This window comes from Streptomyces sp. NPDC050842 (genome assembly GCF_044456565.1).
Classification (GTDB): domain Bacteria; phylum Actinomycetota; class Actinomycetes; order Streptomycetales; family Streptomycetaceae; genus Streptomyces.
Genome location: NZ_JBITGA010000002.1, coordinates 324631 through 345050, shown reverse-complemented (window position 1 = coordinate 345050; position 20420 = coordinate 324631). Strand labels below are relative to the sequence as shown.

The window sequence follows — 20420 nt, the reverse complement described above, 5'->3', positions numbered from 1 at the left end:
GGCCCGGCTGATCGCCGGGCCCACCGTCTTCATGGGGTCAGGGGCAGGGTGGCAGCCTGCCGCCCGGTCCGTCAGTTGCGCGGGCAGTCGGGCGAGGCGGACGGGTAGGCGGAGATCACCCTGTCCTTCCTCTTGACCACCCTGGTGACGATGCAGAGGAACTTCTCGCCGGCCTCACCGATCGCGTCGTCGTAGTCGATGCGGGTGACCTTGTTCTTGTTGTTGGTCGGGACGTTCTCACCGCCCCTCTTCCAGGCGTCGTCGATCATCTTCAGCAGTTCGTCCTGGTCCTTCACCTTGAAGATGCTGTGCAGGGGCTTGCCGTCGATGGGCACCGTGTGGTCCATGATGTGGTCGATGCGATGCTTCGTGGCGCTCTCGCGCATGTAGATCAGCCCCGAAGGCGACGCGAAGATGTCGTTGCCCAGGTTTGAGAATCCGATGGGGCAGCTGATCGCCTGCGTCGCCATCACACTCGAAAGCGACATCTGGGGCGCGCACATCGGGAAGGACGGGGTCTTACCGAACAGCTTGCTGAAGAAGCCGTCGGCCTTCATGCCCCACTTGCCGAATTTGACGCCGGCGGCGCCCCATCCTGCGAAGGGCACCATTCCAGCGCAGGACAGACCGGCGTCGAGCTTCTTGTCCTCGCCCAAGTACCAGGCGCAGTTGGCGCCGTCGGCAGCTTCGCCGAGCCCCGGGATCAGGCCTAGGACATCGAGCGTGAAGTGGCCGCCCTCGGAAAGGACCTTGCCCCAGTCGACCTCCTCGAGCTCGGCGAGGTAGGCCTCGAACTCCTCGTCCTCGTTCTTCAGCGCCCGCTCTTCGGCCTGCGCCTCGAGGTTCAGGAAGTGCGCGCGGATCTCTTCCTGAAGCTTACGGAAGGCCACGTTGCCCGCTTCGGTGGCTGCCTCGCTCGCGGCCGCCGCGTCCTGGCCAGCGGCAACCGACGACGCGTAGGCGGCGTCTGCCGATGCCCAGGCGTCGCTCGCCGAAGCCGCTGCGGCCGCGGCGGAAATCGCGGCACGATCAGCGGAGAGGTCGGCCTTGCGCGAGGCCTTCTTGGCATCGGCTTCCGCGGCTTGGGCGGCCCGGGCGGAAGCGGCTGCCTCGGCCGCCGACTGCTCGGCCGCGTCCGCATGCGCATCGGCCTGCTTGCGGTACTCCTCCGCCTGCAGTGCCGAGTCCTGAGCGTCCTGCGCGTGGCCGGCCGCCTCGGTGGCAGCCTTGCGGGCATCGGCCGCGATCTTGGCCGCCAGGGACGCGTCCTCTTGCGCCTTCGCTGCCACCCGGGCGGCTCCCGCGATCAGCCCCTGCATGCGGGACACGTGCGTGACGGACAGCTTGTCCTTGCGCGCCGCGCGGTACTGATCGACCTGGACGAACTTCAGCAGGGCCTCTGGCGGGCCCGCCAGAGCCGCTTCGGCGGCAGCCTTGAGCTCAGGTCCTCCGAAGCTGTACAGCTGCACGGCGCGGACTCGCTGGTCCGTGTTCCGGGCCGCGTAGTAGCGGGTCTGGACGAACTCCCGGAACCGATCGGTGGAACCGGAGTCGAGCGCCTCCTGGCCCGCCTTCGTGACTCCCGGGCCAGCGTTCTCCATGAGTTGGACGATCCGGATGCGGTAGTCGCTGCGAGCGGCCTCGTGCTGCCCCATCGCGATGAACGAAGCAATCTGGGCCGTGTCGCCCTGTAGAGCGTTCGTCGCAGCCGTACGCACCGCTTCGTACTCGGAGTCCCACGCCAGGTTCACGGTCCGCGCGTACTCGTCACGCGCGGTGGCCTCCTTCCAGCCGGTCCTGATGTACTCGACGACCTGCTCGTCTGAACCCGAGACGGCCGTTTCCGCGGTGATGGCGCTCCAGGGGCCGCGGGTCTTCAGCACGTGAAGAGCCACCTTGCGGGCCTTGGCCGCGACCGTCGCCACATCCGCGCCTGGGGCGGTCACTTCACCCGCCAGCCGCAGCGCCTCCTCGTTGGCCGCACGGGCTTCCTCGCCCGCCTTCTGCTCGCGTTCCTTGTTCTCGGTGTAGGCCTCCTTGAGAGTGGCGGCCTCCTCCACCTCGAAGTACTTGCGGTCGGCCAGCTCTTCGGCCTCCACCTGGCGTGCCAGCGAATAGGTGTTGCCTGCCGTAGTGACAGCTGCGGTCGCCACGTCGGCTGCCTTCTTGGCTTCGGCCGCGTGCTTGGTGGACTCAACAGCAGCCAGGGCCGCGTCACCTGCATGCGCGGCCGCCTCCTCCGCGGCCTTGGCCGAGTTGCGAGCGTGGACAGCTGCCGAGCTCGCCGCGTCCCGGGCCTCGCGGGCGGCCTTGCCCGCCTTGTCCGCCAGTTCGACGGCGCGATTCGCGGCGCGCGTGGCCTCGGCGGCATGGCGCCGCGCGTCGGCGGCGGCTTCCCGGGCGCGCTGCGCCTGGGCAGAGGACACACCGGCGTGGTTGCTCGCCGACTGGGCCGCGTCCGCGGCGGCGCCCGCGTTGGTGCCAGCGCTCGCGGCCGCCTGGGCGGCCAGGCCGGCCTCATCAGCAGCGGTCGCTGCGTGGTCGGCTGCCTGGGCTGCCTTCTCGGCTCCTGCCGCGGCAGCGTACGCGCCTTCCGCCGCCTTACGAGCGTCGGCTGCCTTGGTCGCGTCAGCGGCGGCGGCAGCGGCGGCGTTGCGGGCCCGGGTCGCCGCTTGAGCGGCTGCGGCCGCCGCAGAGGCCGCCTGGGATGCGGCGTTGGCTGCAATACGCGCGGAAGTGTTGGCCGCGCTCGCGGCCCCAATCGCCTCCTGAGCAGCCTTGGCGGCCCCGCTGGCGGCGTCCGCCGCCCGCCCGGCGGCGTTGGACGCAATGGTGACGTCGTCCTTGGCCTCAGCGGTCTCGGCCGCTGCCTTCTGGGCCGCTTCCTTGGCCAGCTGCGTCGCCGCGACAGCGCGGGCGGACGCCTCCGTGGCAGCCTCGGTCTCCACCTTGGCCTGCCGTCCGGCCTCCTGGACCTGGGCGACCAGCTCCTCGATCGTCGCCTGTTCCTGGTCCCGGGACCGCGCGATGTGCTGGCCCACCTCCAGAAACTCGCTCACGTCTTCCGGCGTGCCGTCGAGGGCGACTTGGGCGGCCTCCCGCGTGGCGGTCCCGCCGGTGCTGAGAATCTGGACCACCTGCACGCGCTCATCGCTGCGCCGGGCGTCGTACTGGCCCTCGACGATGAACCGCTGCACGTCGTCGGCGGTGCCGTTCAGAGCAACCTGGCCAGCTTCCTTCATCTGCGGACCGCCAGCACTGATGATCTGGACGGCTCGGACCCGCTGATCCTGCGCCAAGGGCGCCTGCCATCCGGTCTTCAGGAAGGTGTCCAGGTCCGCAGGGGTTCCCGCCAGAGCCCGCTCTGCGGCCTCGCGGACGCCCCTGCCTCCGGCGGAGAAGACCTGGATGGTGGCGACTCGGTCGTCCGAGCGCGCGGCCTTGGCCAGCTCACTGTCGAGGAACGAACGCACCTGCTCGTCGGAACCCAGCAGCGCCGCTTCCGCGGCTGCTTTGACGCCGGGTCCGCCCGTTTTCCATGCCTTCAGCACCTCTCCCCGAGGCGTCGCGGGAACGTGCTCATCACCGCCCTGCGTATCGCCGGGATCGACCACTGTCATCGGCGCCGCGATGGCCGCCGGAACACCCAGCAGCCCGACGAGAAGGGAAAGGAGCAGAGCCAGACAAAGGCCCTGGAAAGAAAAATCAGTGGTGCCGCTCCGAGCGGCACCCAAACCTCTACGTATCCCACTGCTCTGGGATACACGTTTCCACATCAAGGAACGCCAACCATTCACTATGGCCAGTTCTGACCGGCCTTCAGTTCAGTCGGATGAGGATACGCCGGATTCGCAAGTGCCGGATCAGGGGGCGGCGTTCAAGGGCTGAGGGACGCCATGAGGGGGAGCTCGGCCCATCTCGCCAGGTGTGACGCGAACCACTCAACACCCGGCGCGAACAGGGCGGGTGAACGCGAATCACCCCCGTCGGCGCCTCAAGTTGCCAGAATTGAGGGAAAGACGCGATTTGCCCGCCCAGGCGAAGCCGCACGGTACAGCCGAAGCCCATTAAAGCCTTGATATAGTGATCATTTCGGGAGGGGTGATGATTCACGCGAGGAGCACTCCGCCCGCAACTGCCGCGAGGCGCGTGAGAAGATCATCGACGAGGGAAACTCCAGGCCGGACCTTTACAGAAATACCACCAGCCGTGTTCTCCTTCACTCCGCACCGCACTTTCGGCATACCCTCCCCCTGGGTACCGAACACGCGCGTGCGGAATTCGTAAGGCCCCTATATCGAAGGAACCCCCGGTGATTCCACGCGTCCGCACACTTACGCTCGCCAGCATCACGGCCGGCGCGCTACTCGCAGGAGGCGCCGCAGTCGCGGCGACTTCCTCGGCTACCGCACCTAGCGATCAGCAAGAGCCGCCTCTCGCTGTGGAGGACTTCTCCTACCCCGGCGCGGCCCAGATCCTGGCCACAAAGGGGATTACTCTCAAGAGAGGTGACGGGCGCGTCACCCTGGCAGAGTGCGACAGTTCGAGCGTCCACCAGATCAAGGTCATGAGCCGGGTGGGCCAGGAAGAGTTTTGCTTCGACACCACCGGTCCGACGGGGTACCTCACCCTCGAGCTGGCAGACGTCTACGCGATCCAGACCAAGGACCGCATGGTGCGCGCGGAGCTGACCGCTGAAGGCGAGAGCCAGACGGTCAACGTCCCGAAGAACGTCATCCAGGGGGTGGGAGAAGGCCTGCAGAAGCCCCCGACCGTTCTCTTGGAGATCCGTATCACCGGCTGATCAGGCCCAGCACCCCTCGTCCGCCTGTAACAGCAGGCAACCGCGCCAGCCGCGGCACAGGACCCACACATTCAAGGGTCTGCAAGACGACCGGTCACCTTCGGGCTCCCCATCACCGGACGAGCGTCGAAACAGGCCACATTGGCACCTCGTTACACCGTCCGGACCCGGATCACGTGTACCGAGCTGCCCCACTCGCGTCATCCGCGCCACCCCACGAGGCCCTGGACATCGCGTCATCTCCCATCTCCAAGGAAACACTCATGACCACAAAGCGTTCACGCCTCATGTGGACCACCACCAGCGCCATGACCGCCGCTCTCGCCACGCTGCTCACGACAGCACCGGCCAGTGCCCTCACCGGTGCCGACGCCTCCACGCAGTTCAAATTCGTCGCGAAGATCAACGTTGGCGACAAGACTGCCTGCACCGGCGTCCTCGTAGCCCCTCAGTGGGTGCTCACCGCGGCCAGCTGCTTCACCGCCGCCGGCATACCCACCGCTGGTAAGCCCTCCGTCGGCACAACCGTCACCGTCGGACGTACTGACCTGACCCAGACCGGTGGCAGTGTCCAGCAGGCTGTCCACCTCGTCCCTCACGTCGATCGCGACCTGGTCATGGTCAGACTCGGCACGAAGATCCCGGGTGCGACTGTCGCACCCGTCCGGATCGCCGCCGCCCCCGCCGCCGCCGGCGAGGAGCTGACGAAGGCCGGATTCGGCCGGACCAAGACCGAGTGGGTCCCCAACAAGCTTCACACCGGCACCTTCACCGTCGCCTCGGCCACGGACGCGGCGGTGAACCTCAACGGCTCCGACACCGCGACCGTGTGCCAGGGCGATGCCGGCGGACCCGCCGTACGCATGGTCAACGGCACCCCGGAACTCGTCTCGGTGAACTCCCGCTCGTGGCAGGGCGGGTGCCTGGGCACCGACCCGGCCGAGGTCCGCACCAACGCCGTCGACACCCGGGTCGACGACCTGCGCACCTGGATTACCAACACCGCTTTCCAGGCGCAGGGCGACATGACCGGCGACCGGATCGCCGATCTCGTGTCCATCTGGGGCGACGGAACCCTCCACCGCTACACCGGCAGCATGGACGGCCTGAGCGGCCAGCGGGTCCAGCAATGGGGTGAGGACGGCTGGTCGGGTACCAAGCATCTCCTCAAGGGCGACTTCACCAACGACGGCCGCGCCGATGTGCTGGCTGTCTGGCCCGACGGAACCCTGCGCATGTACAAGACCGACACCGCGGGCAACATCGGCGGCTGGAATCCCCCCATGTGGGGCGGCACCACCTGGTCGAGCGTCCAGCAGATGACCACCGGCGACTTCAACGGCGACGGTCGCACCGACATCCTCGCCGTCTGGGCCGACGGAACCCTGCACCTCTACAAGGGCGACGGCAACGGCAACATCACCCAGGGCGTTCCCGCCGCGGTCGGCGGCAACGTCGGCAGTCTCTGGGGAGGCATCCCCCAGTTCATCGGCGGCGACTTCGACCGTGACGGCTTCGCCGACATCATGGCCATTTGGACCGACGGAACCCTCCACTTCTACAAGAACAAGGGCGACGGCAACTTCAACACCCAACTTCCCGCCTGGGGTGGCAACACCTGGTCCGGGACCAAGCTCATGGCCGGCGACGACTACAGCGCCGACGGCGCCGCCGACCTCATGACCGTCTGGCCCGACGGCGACCTCCACCTCTACAAGGGCAACGGCCAGGGCAACATCAGCCCCAGCACCATCGCCTGGGGCGGCGGCACCTGGGCGTCCGTCAAGCACATCGCCTAACCTCCAGCCCCAAAGCCAAGAGAGCGGGCGTGCCACGACGAAACACCACCGTCACGGCACGCCCGCTCCACCACGACTACAAGCCCCAGTGGGCAGACCTCACCCAACCAACTCCCATCGACCGGGCCCAGTCCGGCAAAGGGCTGCACTCCGCACCGGGAACCAGAGCCAGCAAGGGGCTCGCCCCGCGCCAGCTCTCCTGCCGCATCCACGCGGCCCGGTGCGCGAGCTGCTCCACTTATTCGATCAGGTGCTCGAATCTCGGCGCAGTCCCGCACGGCGACCGTACTTCAGTAGGTGGCCCGGCTGCGGTGGGCAGCAGGGCACCCAGCGAGACGATCATGTCCTGTAACGTCGCACGCCCCACTGGCGCCGACCCAGGGAGCATTTGCGGTACAGCCATCAAGGCGCCTCCCCCTTGCCGATGACGATGTCTCCGTTACGGGTGTGAATCCTCACGGCATGGTCACTTGTGTCGTCTTTCGTGACATCCATGGTGATGTCGCCCTTCTTGGCGGCCGTGTCGACTGCGTACGTCGCCTCCGGCAGGCCGAGCCGAACGTCGCCGTCCTGGCTTCGCACATCGACGAGGTCAGGTGCGGAGACGAAGTTCAGCTCGTTGTCGCCGTTCCGTGAGGCGACGGTGACCGACCTTGCGGAGATCCTGTCGCCTTCGATGGTTCCATCGCGGCCTTCCAGATCCAGATGGGGCCCGCTGAGGTCCGACAACCGCATGTCGCCGGCTTTGGCCGAGAAGTCTGCGGTGAAGCCCGTGGCTTCAACAAGACCCTTGTCGTTCTCGGCAGTGATCGCGACGTCGCGCGGTACCTTCACGGTGTACTTCGCGCCGCAGTTGACGGAGAGGCCGTGCAGTCCAGCGAGAGCGTGAGAACGCCCCCTTCGAGCTTCCATCCGGATTCTATTTCGCCGCCAACTTTCGTACCGCTGACCTGCCGCGTCACCCGAACGCCCTTGACATCGGCGGCTACGAGTTCCAGGTCGGCGGAGTCGGACTTCACGGTCAGGCTGTCCCCACTGAAATCAAACATTTTCGATTCCACGACTGTGTTCGCCGGGGCACCGTCCGGACTGCATCCCGTGGCTGCGAAAGTGAGGATCGCGATACCCCCGAGGACGAGCACAGCGTGAGGCCTAATTCCCATTGATTCATTCCTTCATAGTTCTGGACATGCGGGTGACGCATGCCGTTCATGGTGGTGGTTGGTTCAAAGGGCGCGATCGCATCGGTGGCGAGTTCGTTCCGTGGCGTCAGCAGGCAACCTGAATACCGGGCCGGGGATTCTGCTGTCGCGGCGACAGGTACGGACGTCGCCCTGCTTCACGAGCGCAGAGCCCGGGCTGCGACCGTGCGCGACACACGGGCGGCTTGGAGAGCCAGAGCGAGGCAGGTGGTCACAAGCGTCACGCCGGCGAGCACGCCGAGAGTCGCCCAGGGGAGGCCGTCCAGAACCCGGACGACGCTGATCTTGGCGCCCACGGCGATAGTGGCACTCGTCACCGCGATGGAGATCGCACCGAAGATGATCGCCGTCCCCGCGTAGATCACTCCCTCATAGATCGTTGATCGGGTGACCACGCCCGGTCGCGCACCGGCGACCGCCACGATGGCGGAATCACGTGTGCGTTCCCGCCCGACCAGAGCGATCACAGCAAGGCCGCCGACCCAGGACACGACGAAGACCCAGCCCAGCACGACCAGGACATCGTCCAGCCCGGCGGCGCTTCCGGGCATGACGTTCCCCATGACCATGAAGAGTCCGACGAACGACAAGGAGAGGGCGAAGGGCAGCACCGTGGCGACGCTTCTCGCCGCGCGGGTGCGGCACGATTGCACGGCAAGGTGCCAGGCGACACCGCGCGAGGGCAGGAGTGCGGTCCAGAACCTCATCAGAGGTGTGAGCACCCACGGCCCCATCAGCAGCAAGAGGCAGATGAGAAAGAGGTCGCCGGCGAAAGCGAAGGCCGTCCGCTGTGCGATCCCGCCTTCGAGTTCGAGTCCCAGCCCGGGAATCCACATCCCGACCACACCGGCGAGGAGGCAGAGGGCGAGAACGCCGCGCGTGACGCCGGGCCGCGCCGGTGGATCAGAGAGGTCTCGGAACGCGCGCATCTCCGGTGTCTTGGCGGCGCGGCGCGTGACTCCCCAGCCGCCGAGCAGACACGGAACCACTCCGGACAGCACGCTCGCCCCGACGTGCCAGAGCTGGAATCCGGCCGTGGCTCCGTGCAGGTCGAGTCCCGTGGTCGTCCACTGTGAGAGGGTGGTGCTCGCGACAAAAGGGGCCAGCGGTACTGCCAGCGCGCCGGCTGCAGTGCCGAGCACGATCAGTTCCGTGCGCAGAATGGATCTGATGCGATTGCGCGGGATCCCGAGGATCGCCCACAGGGCGTGATCGCGTCGCTGGGTCGTCAAGGTCAGTCCGACGGTGGATGCGACGATGCCCACGGCGGCAAGCACGGTGAAGAAGACGATGTTGCCGCCGAGTGCGATCGACGCGGAGACCATCCGCGCATCACCCGCCGCCCGCGCTGCCGAGACGGCGGTGAACATGGCGATGACCGAGCCCGCTGCGCATGCCGCACCGACCACTGCGCACAGGAACGTCCACAACCACATGGACGCCTGCATCCGAATGTCCGACAGGACAAGTCGCATCACGACGCCTGCTCACCCGCTTCGTCCTCCGACTGTGCCGCGAGGACGGCATCGCTCACCGCGTGGGAGTCGCCACCAGGAATGACGGCGTGCACTCGCCCGGACCCCAGCACCACGACCTGGTCAGCACGTGCGGCCGCATGAGGATCGTGTGTGACCATGAGGACCGCGGTTCCCTGCGCGGGAAGTGCCTGCAGCCAATCGAGCACGACGTGACCCGACTTGAGGTCGAGCGCGCCGGTCGGCTCGTCGGCGAAGACGATCCGCGGCTGATTCGCGACGACCCGGGCCACCGCGACGCGCTGGCGTTCCCCTCCGGAGAGCCGGTCGGGGCGCCGCCGCGCGTGCTGGGCGATACCGAGCCTCGACATGGCGTCGCCGACCCTCGACCTGGGTACCCGATGGCCGGCGAGTCGCGCCGGCAGGGCGATGTTGTCCTCGACCGTCAGCGAGCTGACGAGGTTGTACTCCTGGAAGATGAATCCGACGTTCTCACTGCGGAATGCGGCCTGCTTGCGAGGGGGGAGCGACAGGACATCCGTTCCCAGGACCTCGATGGAACCCGCGGTCGCTTGCTCCAGACCAGCCATGCAGAGCAGGAGCGTCGACTTGCCCGACCCGGAGGGGCCGACGATGGCGGTCAGCTGGCCTTCGGGAACGTCCAGGTCGATATCGTGCAGGACGCGCGTCGTCTCGCGTCGACGGCCCGGGACGGGGAAGTCCATATGTAGGCCGCGCAAACGGATGCACGGCACGGAAGCGGCAGCTGAGATAGGCATGCATCGAGCTAAGCAGGGCGCGGCGGGAGCCACACGGGTGTCTGCACTGCTTGAAGGTAGACCTAGGTCTACCTTTTGCGCGATCCGCAGTATGCGACAATGGCGGGCATGGCGCAGATTCGTATTGCCCGGAGGGTGCTGACGGAATGCATCGCGGCAATGGCTTTTCCGATTCTGCTGCTTTCCATTCTCGTCGCGCCGGTCTCGGCCCCGGTGGTGGCGGAGACGGACCGTTCGAGAGCCCGGTGGTGCGGCGTCGAGACGATGCCCCTGAAACCCTCGGACCACAGCTGGGCAAAGTGGGTGGTACTCCGGCTGCGTTCACGGTCGATGTGGCGCACCGACCTCCCGGTTTTCGTGACCGCCGTACTCCTGTCCGCACTGTCACTGCTGGTGGCCTTCTTCGGATTCATCGGCGCTGCCGCGTTGGTGTTCTCCCCCGTCTTCTGGCTCTTCGGTATCGCTGCGCAGGTCGGTCCATTCACCCCTGAATCCGTTGGGGAAACCCTCCTGGCGATGCTCGCAGGCATCGTTCTCGGCGCGGTCACCACTACCGTACTGACCGGCACATCATTTCTTCGCGACTTTCTCCTGCGCGCCTTCTCCAGAAACCGGGACCCGGATCTGCTCGCGAAACTGGAGGAGCTCCGGACCAGTCGGGCTTCGCTGACAGCGGCCTTCGAATTCGAGCGACAACGCATCGAACGCGATCTGCACGACGGCGCCCAACAGGAACTCGTCGCCGTCGTCATGCGTCTCGGGATGCTGGAAGCCACGGCCGCGGCGGCAGCCGCCGACCAGGAACGAATCGTGCGGCTGGCACGGCAGGCCCAGGCTCACGCGGAGCGCGCACTCGAACGGCTGAGGGACACGGTGCGCGACATCCATCCCCGTGAACTGAGCGACCTCGGTCTCATCGCCGCCGTCCGAGAACTGGCCGCACGGTCACCTTTGCGGGTCGAACTGACCAGCACCGGCGATGACTCCCAGCTTTCGTCACCGACTGCGACCGCCGTATACTTCACGGTGTCCGAAGCCCTGACGAACATCTCGAAACACGCAGGTGTGGGAAACGCTCGGATCGACCTACGATGCGCCACGACAGACGTACACGTGCGTGTGCACGACGATGGTGTCGGCGGTGCGAGAATCGACACGGGCTCCGGGCTCGCCGGACTGCGCGAGCGAATGCGAAGCGTCGGCGGGAATCTCGAAATTCTCAGCCCACCGGGTGGCGGGACGCTGGTTGTAGCGTCCGCTCCCAGCCAACCCCCATGGTGATAAATTGAAGCAGGACGTTCCCCGGGGAGGGGGGTCATGAGAATTGTTCTGGCAGATGACAGCGTGCTGATAAGGGCCGGCATCCGGGAAATCTTGACCTCCCACGCTCATGATGTCATCCGCGAATGCGAGGACGCCGACGAACTGGTTGCCGCAGTCGACGAGCTGGTGCATGCCGGAGCCGCCCCGAACATGGTGATCACGGATGTCCGCATGCCCCCCAAAAACACCGACGACGGACTGCGTGCCGCGATCGATCTGCGCTCCCGTCACCGGGACCTGCCGGTGTTGGTTCTCTCCGCCTACGTCACGGGCCCCTATGTGAGGGAGCTTCTGAACGGCCCGGGTGCCGACGGAGCCGTCGGATACCTGCTCAAGGAGAAAGTGGGCAGAGTCGCCGACTTCCTGCGAGCTGTCGAGACGGTCTCCGCAGGTGGCGTCGTGATCGACCCCGAGGTTGTTCGCCACGTCACCCGCGCGGACTCGCCGCAGGGGCCGCTTGCCCGGCTCACCGCTCGGGAAAGGGAAGTGCTCGCCCACATGGCCGAAGGGCACTCCAACGCAGAAATCGCGACGGAGCTGTTTCTTTCCGGTGCTGCCGTGAGTAAGCATGTGGCGAACGTTTTCGTGAAGCTCGGCATGCCTCCCGACGAGGACAATCGGCGCGTCAAGGCCATTCTGGCCTGGTTCGAATACAATTGAGGATTGGCCCCGGGCACCGTCCAGCAGCGCCCACAGCTCCGTGAGCCTTGCGTCGGTGCCGCAGGTTTTGGGAGCGCTCTCAACACGTGTCGGCCCCAGAATCCTGTTCCCTACGAGCTCGTAACACGATCTTGTTGAAGCGTCCCGGTCGGCCGTGACCGGATCGAGCAGTCCATGGAGGAGTGGGGCCGCGTCAGCCGGGGCGAGGCGTCTGGGGGGTGGTCCGTGACTGGTCCGGAAGCGCTGGTCAGGAGCGGGATACCGGTGGGATGAACGGGGAGTTTCGGCGCAAACGAGACCCCTTTCTCGGCAAGGCAAACGAGAGGCGCCTGACGGGCAGAAGCCCAGGTCAGGCGCCTCTTTTCGTGCCGCTAGAAGAAGCCGAGCTTCTTCGGCGAGTACGACACGAGAAGATTTTTCGAGTGCTGGTGGTACATGGTCCGCGCCTGTGATGACCAGTCACAATGATTGCCTTGGTGATCTTTGGTTGGGGCTTGGCCCGGGTATGGCCCGGATCTTGGATCGACGGAGTGTACGAGCGACGGTCCGCATCCCGCCGGGCAAGAGCCCGCGTCGACGCCGTTCAGCGGAGTCGGCCTGCGGGGCTTCTGGCGGTGAGAGCGAGTTGGGGCTCCAGCCTCCGGGGCGGGAAGCATGCGTCAGCGTGACCATACGGCCGCAACGAGGCGGTCGATGTCCTGGGGCGTGACGTCGACGCCGAGGCCGGTGAACCTGGCCAACCGCACGTCCTGGGGCCCGTAGGACGGTCGGGTAGGTCGCCGCGAGGTCCTCGGGCGACGGGACTTCCGCGCGGGTAAGCGCTTCGCGCAGGAGCGGCTTGCCGACGGGGTGGTCGAGCCATATGCCGGAGGCGACATCGCTTCCAGGTCGGCGAGTCTGCCGTCGCCGGGGGAGTGCGGTCCGAAGGCGGATGTCCCGGGACGAGGTGCCGATCTCCACCGTGAAACGGGCCGGGGGCGATCCGCCGGCCGCCGGGTGTGGCTCGTCGAAGGCGACGTAGAGCTGGAGCACCTCGCGGGCGAGGCGGCTTCCGGTGTTGGTGATGGTGGCCTCGACGGTCCACCGTCTGTCGCCGGTCGCGGTGGTCTCCAGGTCTACGTAGGCGAGGGTGGTGTAGGTCAGGCCGTGGCCAAAGGGGGACGCGACCGGAACGGCGAGGGTGTCGTAGTGGCGGTAGCCGACATAGCGGCCCTCGCCGTACACGACGTGCCCGTCCCGGCCGGGGAAGTGCAGGTGGGAGGGGGACATTGGCGAGCCGGTGCGGCCCCCAGGCGAGCAGCACTGCGGCTACGCCGAGGACGGCCCAGGTGACGATGCGCGCCCGGTCCTGTCCGTCACCGATGCTGGCCACGGTCAGGGCGAACCGCAGCAGGACGCCGAGCAGAACGGGCCAATCCCGAGGAGCGTCGGTGGACCAGCGAGATCGGCCTTCTCGACCTTCTTGGGATCGTCGATAGACACCGCAGTGCTGACCGCAGTGGTGGAGTACCTGGAGATGCCGTACAACAGATCGAGGCATCCGCGGTCGCCGAGCCCTACGCGGCCCTGGTGCCGGCGGCTCGTTCCGAGGCTGGCGTCCACATGAGCGAGGCATGGATGCAGCCACCGATCCAGAGCGACGACGGCATGAACCTGGGGCGGGCGTATCCCCGAGATCGGTCCGCCGCCGCACGCGCCGCGTGCATCGAGGCCATGAGGTCCAGCCACCGGGACAACCCGGAGCGCCATGTGCGGCTGTCGTTCCTCGGGTGGCTCCGAGGCGGTCACGACTGTAGGGGCGGTGCCCGGCCGTACCGAGTGAGCAGGCGGGCCAAGGCCCTGCGACGGCCGCGCGAGCCGTCCCGTTGTGGCGAGAAGCCGACCGGGAACTCGCGACCGGCGCCAAGGGCTCGACCAGCAGCGCGTCCACCATCGGCTCGGGCCCGGAGCAAGGTGGTCACGACGGGGAATCAGTCGATGGGAAGACCCTGCATCCGTCCGAGGGAGCGGGCTCCCCAGCCGTGGAGCAGGGTGCCGTCACAGGCGGGCAGTTCGGCCCGTACCTTCTCCAGCTTCCCGGCATCCACATAACCCACGGCGATGTCGCCCTTGTCGGTGAAGTCCTTGGTGTAGCCGCGGTCGTTGTCCGTCCCCATGGCCAGCAGGCGCTTGCTGTCGAGGAGCACGCCGTAGTACAGCCTGTCGGAGTTCAGCTTGTCCACGGCGGAACAGAGCACGGGTACTTCTTCGCCGCGCCGCGGGTGGCAATCGGGATTCGCCTGATTGCACAGACCGGTGTCACCGACCTTGGTCACCTTGCAGCTCTCCTCGGACTCGCCCGTGCAGGAGACCGGCATCATGTTGAGGGGCGGGCTCACGGTGGGCCTGGTGTACACGCTGGCCCAGGCCGCCTTGACGGCTGTCCGGTGCACTTCGGGACGCGCACACAGGTCGATGTCCGCCGTCCCTCCGAATTTGTCGTCCTGCACGGTGGCCGCGTGCTTGTCGGGGCAATCCCCTGACGCGCCTCCGTCTGCGGCGCGCCCGTCGGCCACGCTGCCCGCGGCCGTCGAGCCCGGGACGGCCGGGTCCTTGTCCGCGGTTGATCCGCAGGCGGCGAGCGACAGCGTCAGGACCACTCCGAGGATGGTGGAAGCGAGAACGCGGTGTGACACGGCGGTACCTCTTGTTCGACGGGGGAAGCATTCCGAACTGCCGGCAGCGAAGGGCACGTGGCTGTGCTGCGATATGGGGCCGATGCTCGCAGGATCCGTTGAAGAGGGCGTCGGTGGAACCACGTACTTCGCTACGTAGTGGCCGGCCGACCGCACGCACTCTGAATTACGTAGGCATGTCAGGGAAACCACGGACTCGCGGAACCGCGACGGGCGGGAGAATCGTGTCGGTTCTGTGAGCCGTACACATCACAGGCGGTCCGCGTGGCGGCCGCCTTCCAGGAGGGCGGGCGGTGTGGCGCGAACGGCGGGGACATGGGAGCGGAGGGTGGGCCTGACCGGAGCGGTGGTCAGTCTCGCGGTCGCCGGGTGGCTGATCTGGCTGTTTCCGGGCCCCCACATGGCAGCCGTTCTGGGGTTCGGCCCCGTGGACGGCGTCATGAGGATCAGCTCGTGCTACGAGGCCACCGACGCGCAGGGGTATTCGGACGGCACCAACTGCACAGGCACGTACACACCGCGTGCGGCGGGCGAGCCCCGACGTCAGGTCACGCTGGACAAGGCTGCCACGTCGCACAAGCCAGGCAGCACCGTGGAGGTGCGGATGGCGAGGGGCAGAGCCCACGAGCTGTCGGGCTACGCGCTGGGTACGTGGGTCACCGTCACCGGGCTCATCCTCGGACCGTTCCTCGCCCTGTCGCTGTCGTTCCGCGCCGGTGCGCGGGACGGCACGTTCAGCCACAACGGCGACTACGTCCTGGTCTTCATCGCCGCCGAGGTCGCCGCACTCGTCCTCGGAGTCCTGGTGGGCATCATCGTTTCGATAGCCATCGCCTTGGTCGACTGGTTCGGCTGAGGCGACGGAGGGCCGCACTGCCTCGGGTCCTCAGCGGAAGCGTAGGACTCAGTGGGTGGGTCGACTCTCGAACGTTCTTCCGTTCGGCGTGATAGACAATGCCGTGGAGTTCGGTAGAGGGATCACACACGTCGGAACATCGGAAGACGCGGCCACACATCACGACAGCGGGAGCCCCCTCGTCGGCCGCACGGCCGAACTACGGCTGCTCGACACGGTGATCGACCGGCTGGGCCGAGGGATCCCGTCCTTCGTCGACATCACCGGCGCGGCAGGGATCGGCAAGAGCCGGCTGATGGCGGAGTTCTGCCTGCACGCACGGCGACGGGGGATGACGGTGCTGCGCGGCCGCGCGGCGGAGTACGAGCGGCACCTCCCGTTCCATCCGTTCGCCGACGCGTTCGCCGATCTGGACCACCGTCCCCCGCATGCCCCCGACCTGCTGGACGCGGTCTCCCGTGTCCTCGGCGGCCGTGGCGCCGGGCCGTCCCCCGGGCCGGTGCCCGCCACCGCCGACCGCTTCGGTCTCCACCGATCGGTGGCAGGGCTGATGGCACAACTCGGCCGGGCGGGCGGCCTGGTGGTGGCGCTGGACGACGTGCACTGGGCGGACCCGGCTTCCCTGGAGCTCCTGGACCATCTCGTCCGGCATCCCGTACCCGGCCCGGTCGTCCTCGTCGTCGCCCGCCGCGACCGGCAGACGCCGACCGCGCTCACCGCGGCGCTCACCCGTGAAGCCGGCACCGGAGCAGTCCTCCGGATCGGTCTGGCGCCGCTCTCGGAACAAGAGTGCGTCGAAGGGCTCGCCCCCGATCTGCCGCGCGACCGGGCCGCGCAACTGCATGCGGCAGGAGAGGGCAACCCGCTCTACTTCCTCTCTCTCCTGCACGCGTACCGCGAGGATGCCGCACGTCGCCCTACGTCCTCCTCGGCCTTCGCCGAGTTCGGCCTCGACGAACTGCCCACCGGACTCGGAGCGCTGCTGCTGAACGAGCTGGCCCCGCTGACCCCGTCGCAGCACCGGACCCTGGAGGTGATCGCCGTGCTCGGCGACCACGCCGTGTCCCCGGTGATCCGTAGGGTGACCGGTCGTACTGATGCCGAGCTCGACGATGATCTGGACACACTGGCGCGACGTGACCTCGTGCGGCCGGGCCCAGGCGGCCGCATGGTGCTGCGCCACCCGGTGGTCCGGACCCTGGTCCACGAGTCCACCGCGGTTCGGCGGCGCGTCGAGATCCATCACGTCGCCGCCGCAGAGCTGGCCCGCACCGGCGCATCGGCCGTCGAGCAGGCCCGGCACATCGAACGGTCGGTGACCACATGGGATCCGCAGGCGTACGCCGTACTGAGGCAGGCGGCTGAGCAGACCGCGTCCACGGCTCCGACGAGCTGCGCACACTGGCTCCAGGCCGCACTCGGACTGCTGCCCGACACGGCCGAATACGCCGTCGAGCGACGCGATCTGTTGCTGCGGCGCGCACGAGCACTCGGGGTCTCCGGCGGGCTGCGGGAGAGCCGCGACCTGTTGCACAATGTGATCAGCACGGCCGGTCCCGACGAGACCGGCGTCAGGACGTCGGCCGTCGTGCTGTGCGCCTTGACGGAACGGCACCTCGGAAGATATCCCGAGGCGATCGCGCTGCTGCGCCGCGAGTTGCGCCAGCCGGAGCTGTCGCCGTCCGACCGGGTGTCGATCGGCCTCGAACTTTGCTCGTCCGCACCGCACAACGCCTCCTATCCGCAGATGCGGGGCGAAGTCGCACGGACCCTCGCGGACGCGCGCGTCCTCGGCAACGAACTCGGCGAGGCGGGGGCACTGGCGGTCGCCGCGTTCGGCGAGGCCTACGAGGGCGACGTGGCTGCGGCGAGCGCGTACGCGGCGCAGGCAGCCTGCCTGCTGGACGGTCTGCCCGACGACGACCTCACGGCACTGTGCGAACCACTGGGCAGACTGGGATGGGCGGAGGCCTTCCTGGGCCGCTTCATCGATGCGGAACGCCACGCCGACCGCGGCCTCGGCATCGCCCGGCGCAGCGGGCAGATCTACCTCCTGCCGCTCCTGCTGCTGTGCAAGGCACACGTAGCGATCCAGACCTGCCGACTGCAGTCGGCCTGGGAACTGGCGGACGAGGCCGAGGACATCGCCCGCGGAATCGGCAGCGGTGAACTGCTCGCCTTCGTCCTGGCCAACAAGGCCCAGGTGCGCGTCGCGGCGTCCGCGCCCGGCGATCCGGAGGCACTGGCGGCCGCGGAGGAGGCCGTTGCGACCATGGGACCGAGCGACAACTGGCGGGCCTCCATGGCCTGGTGCATGCTCGGCTACGCGGCGCTCACCGGCGGCGACCCGCACCGCGCCCGGGACGCCCTCCTCCGGGCCGGGGGAGACGACCTGCGTGGCCTGCAACCCTCGATGCGCCCGCTCCTGTCGGAACTTCTCGTCACGGCGGCCCTCTTCACAGGGGACGTCCCGTCCGCGTCCGCATGGTCCGAGCGGGCCCGCACGGAAGCGGAGCAGCTCGGCCTGCCCGTGCAACGCGCCTCCGCGATGCGGAGCGCGGCACAACTCGCACTGCACCACGGCGACGCCGGCAGGGCGGCAACGCTGCTCTCCGAGGCAGCGGCGGAATGCGCACGGTCTGGCGCGGTGTTCTGGGAGGCGCGGTCACTGCTGCTCGCGGCCCCGGCCATGACGGCCGCCGGGTTCGGAGCGCGTGGCGCGGCCATGTGGAAGCAGGGGCACCGGCTCGCCACCCGTGGAGGCGCGGGCCTGCTGGTCGGCCTGGCGGAGATGACGCGGCCGTCCGTACCCCGCACGTCCTCCACCGCCCCGCCGTGGCTGGCCTCCCTGACGGCACGCGAGCGGGAGATCGCCGAACTGGTGGCCGAGGGCCTCACCAACCAGGCGGTCGCCACCAGGCTCTACCTCAGTCCGCGTACCGTCGAGACCCACCTCTCCCGGGTGTTCCGTAAGACCGACGTCGCCACACGTGCGGGTCTCGCCGCCCTCATGGCCCGTTCCTGACATCTTGATCGAGAATCGTCTATCAGCAGCTTTGTCGTTTCGTGCAGCCATCCCCACAACGACCGGCCGCCACCATCAGCTTGGAAAGGACTCTGCGTCTGCTGGTATGCACGGTGGAACGGCGACCGCGCTGGCCCGTGCATGGCCCGGATCTTCTCTATGAAGTGAGATATCGGAGTCAAGTGAACTCTGCAATCACCCGACTTCGGTAGCCGTTTCGAGACCAGGGCAACGGTGCCTGACCGGCCGTTTGCGCAGGTCAGGCACCGTGCTCAACTTCTTAGAAGAAGCCGAGCTTTTTGGGGGAATAGCTGACTAGTAAGTTCTTCGTCCACTGGTAGTGATCCAGCATCATCTTGTGGTTCTCGCGGCCGATGCCCGACTGCTTCGTTCCTCCAAATGCAGCGTGGGCCGGGTACGCGTGGTAGCAGTTCGTCCAGACTCGGCCTGCCTGGATCGCGCGGCCCGCGCGGTAGGCCGTGTTCGTGTCGCGGGTCCAGACGCCCGCGCCGAGGCCGTAGAGCGTGTCGTTGGCCGTGCGGATCGCGTCGTCGAAGTCGGTGAAGGACGTCACCGCCACCACCGGGCCGAAGATCTCCTCCTGGAAGATCCGCATGCGGTTGTCGCCCTCGAAGATCGTGGGCTGGACGTAATAGCCGCCCGCCAAGTCCCCGTCGTACGTGATGAGCTGGCCGCCCGTCAGGATCTTCGCGCCCTCCTGCTGGCCGATCTCCAGGTACGAGAGGATCTTCCGGAGCTGCTCGGCTGAGGCCTGGGCGCCGATCATCGTCGACGTGTCCAAGGGGTGGCCGGGGACGATCCGCTCCGTACGGGCGATCGCCGCTTCCAGGAAGTCGCTGTAGTGGCCGCGCTGGACGAGGGCGCGTGACGGGCAGGTGCAGACCTCCCCCTGGTTCAGGGCGAACATCGTGAAGCCTTCGAGGGCCTTGTCGCGGAAGTCGTCGTCCGCCGCCCACACGTCGTCGAAGAAGATGTTCGGGGACTTGCCGCCGAGTTCGAGGGTGACCGGCTTGAGGTTCGCTGAGGCGTACCCCATGATCAGGCGGCCCGTCGCCGTCTCGCCGGTGAAGGCGATCTTCGCCACCCGCGGCGAGGACGCGAGCGGTTTGCCGGCCTCCTCGCCGAAGCCGTTGACGATGTTCAGGACGCCGGGCGGCAGCAGGTCCGCGACCAGGCTCAGCCAGAAGTGCACGGAGGCCGGGGTCTGTTCGGCGGGCTTGAGGATCACCGCGTTGCCGGCGGCCAGCGCGGGCGCCAGCTTCCAGACCGCCATCAGGATAGGGAAGTTCCACGGGATGATCTGTGCGACGACGCCCAGCGGTTCGTGGAAGTGGTACGCGACGGTGTCGTCGTCGATCTCGCTCAGCGAACCCTCCTGGGCCCGCAACACCCCCGCGAAGTAGCGGAAGTGGTCGATGGCGAGCGGGATGTCGGCGGCGAGGGTCTCCCGGACGGGCTTGCCGTTGTCCCAGCTTTCCGCGACCGCGAGCGCCTCCAGGTTGCTCTCCATGCGGTCCGCGATCCGCAGCAGGACCGTCGCGCGCTCGGCCGGGGCCGTCCTGCCCCACGCCGGAGCCGCCGCGTGCGCCGCGTCGAGGGCGCGTTCCACGTCCTCGGCCGTGCCGCGGGCGACCTCGGTGAAGGCGCGGCCGTCGACCGGGCTCGGGTTCTCGAAGTAGCGGCCGCGCGCCGGGGCGACGTACTCGCCGCCGATCCAGTGGTCGTAGCGGTCCGCGTACGACATGATCGCGCCCTCGGTGCCGGGTGCGGCGTAACGGGTCATCGGCATGGCCTCCCTCGG

12 protein-coding genes and 1 pseudogene are annotated in these 20420 nt (G+C 67.9%); 6 read left to right on the top strand and 7 right to left on the bottom strand.

What is annotated here, in order from left to right:
- Window positions 1-71: 71 nt before the first annotated feature.
- Window positions 72-3620 carry an ALF repeat-containing protein gene (locus tag ACIBG6_RS06845; RefSeq protein WP_399221502.1) on the bottom strand — a complete coding sequence of 1183 codons (3549 nt, stop codon included), beginning with the start codon at window positions 3618-3620 and terminating at the stop codon, window positions 72-74.
- A gap of 692 nt (window positions 3621-4312) precedes the next feature.
- Here ACIBG6_RS06845 and ACIBG6_RS06840 point away from each other — a divergent pair.
- The gene (locus ACIBG6_RS06840; RefSeq protein ID WP_399221501.1) at window positions 4313-4804 is read left to right on the top strand and encodes a hypothetical protein; all 492 of its coding nucleotides are present in this window, start codon (window positions 4313-4315) and stop codon (window positions 4802-4804) included.
- Between the two features lie 263 nt (window positions 4805-5067).
- On the top strand, window positions 5068-6603 hold the full coding sequence (locus tag ACIBG6_RS06835; protein WP_399221500.1) for an FG-GAP-like repeat-containing protein: 1536 nt from the start codon (window positions 5068-5070) through the stop codon (window positions 6601-6603).
- Window positions 6604-7005: 402 nt separating this feature from the next.
- Here ACIBG6_RS06835 and ACIBG6_RS06830 read toward each other — a convergent pair whose 3' ends face one another.
- From ACIBG6_RS06830 to ACIBG6_RS06820, 3 genes are all read right to left on the bottom strand, one after another.
- Window positions 7006-7437, bottom strand: coding sequence for a DUF4097 family beta strand repeat-containing protein (locus tag ACIBG6_RS06830; protein WP_399221499.1), 432 nt, complete (start codon window positions 7435-7437; stop codon window positions 7006-7008).
- 505 nt (window positions 7438-7942) lie between these two features.
- On the bottom strand, window positions 7943-9280 hold the full coding sequence (locus ACIBG6_RS06825) for an FtsX-like permease family protein (RefSeq protein ID WP_399221498.1): 1338 nt from the start codon (window positions 9278-9280) through the stop codon (window positions 7943-7945).
- Window positions 9280-10005 (bottom strand): ABC transporter ATP-binding protein, encoded by a 726-nt coding sequence (locus tag ACIBG6_RS06820; RefSeq protein WP_399221497.1) that lies wholly within the window; start codon window positions 10003-10005, stop codon window positions 9280-9282. Before ACIBG6_RS06820 ends, ACIBG6_RS06825 begins: the two co-directional genes overlap by 1 nt.
- Window positions 10006-10167: 162 nt before the next feature.
- Here ACIBG6_RS06820 and ACIBG6_RS06815 point away from each other — a divergent pair, with 162 nt between their 5' ends.
- Together ACIBG6_RS06815 and ACIBG6_RS06810 are read left to right on the top strand one after the other, a co-directional pair.
- On the top strand, window positions 10168-11340 hold the full coding sequence (locus ACIBG6_RS06815; protein ID WP_399221496.1) for a sensor histidine kinase: 1173 nt from the start codon (window positions 10168-10170) through the stop codon (window positions 11338-11340).
- A 36-nt stretch (window positions 11341-11376) separates the two neighbouring features.
- Complete coding sequence (locus ACIBG6_RS06810) at window positions 11377-12042, top strand: response regulator transcription factor (protein ID WP_329619369.1); 666 nt, start codon at window positions 11377-11379, stop codon at window positions 12040-12042.
- A 1234-nt stretch (window positions 12043-13276) separates the two neighbouring features.
- Here ACIBG6_RS06810 and ACIBG6_RS06805 read toward each other — a convergent pair.
- Together ACIBG6_RS06805 and ACIBG6_RS06800 are read right to left on the bottom strand one after the other, a co-directional pair.
- Window positions 13277-13456: pseudogene (locus ACIBG6_RS06805) on the bottom strand (metallophosphoesterase); the annotation flags it as partial.
- 556 nt (window positions 13457-14012) lie between these two features.
- Window positions 14013-14717: a hypothetical protein gene (locus ACIBG6_RS06800; RefSeq protein WP_399221495.1), complete on the bottom strand. Its 705-nt coding sequence runs from the start codon at window positions 14715-14717 to the stop codon at window positions 14013-14015.
- Window positions 14718-15156: 439 nt separating this feature from the next.
- Here ACIBG6_RS06800 and ACIBG6_RS06795 point away from each other — a divergent pair, with 439 nt between their 5' ends.
- Complete coding sequence (locus ACIBG6_RS06795) at window positions 15157-15573, top strand: hypothetical protein (RefSeq protein WP_399221494.1); 417 nt, start codon at window positions 15157-15159, stop codon at window positions 15571-15573.
- Window positions 15574-15676: 103 nt separating this feature from the next.
- Complete coding sequence (locus ACIBG6_RS06790) at window positions 15677-18598, top strand: AAA family ATPase (RefSeq protein ID WP_399221493.1); 2922 nt, start codon at window positions 15677-15679, stop codon at window positions 18596-18598.
- Between the two features lie 280 nt (window positions 18599-18878).
- On the opposite strand, the gene ACIBG6_RS06785 is transcribed toward ACIBG6_RS06790, so the two are convergent.
- On the bottom strand, window positions 18879-20402 hold the full coding sequence (locus ACIBG6_RS06785; protein ID WP_399221492.1) for an aldehyde dehydrogenase family protein: 1524 nt from the start codon (window positions 20400-20402) through the stop codon (window positions 18879-18881).
- Window positions 20403-20420 lie beyond the last annotated feature (18 nt).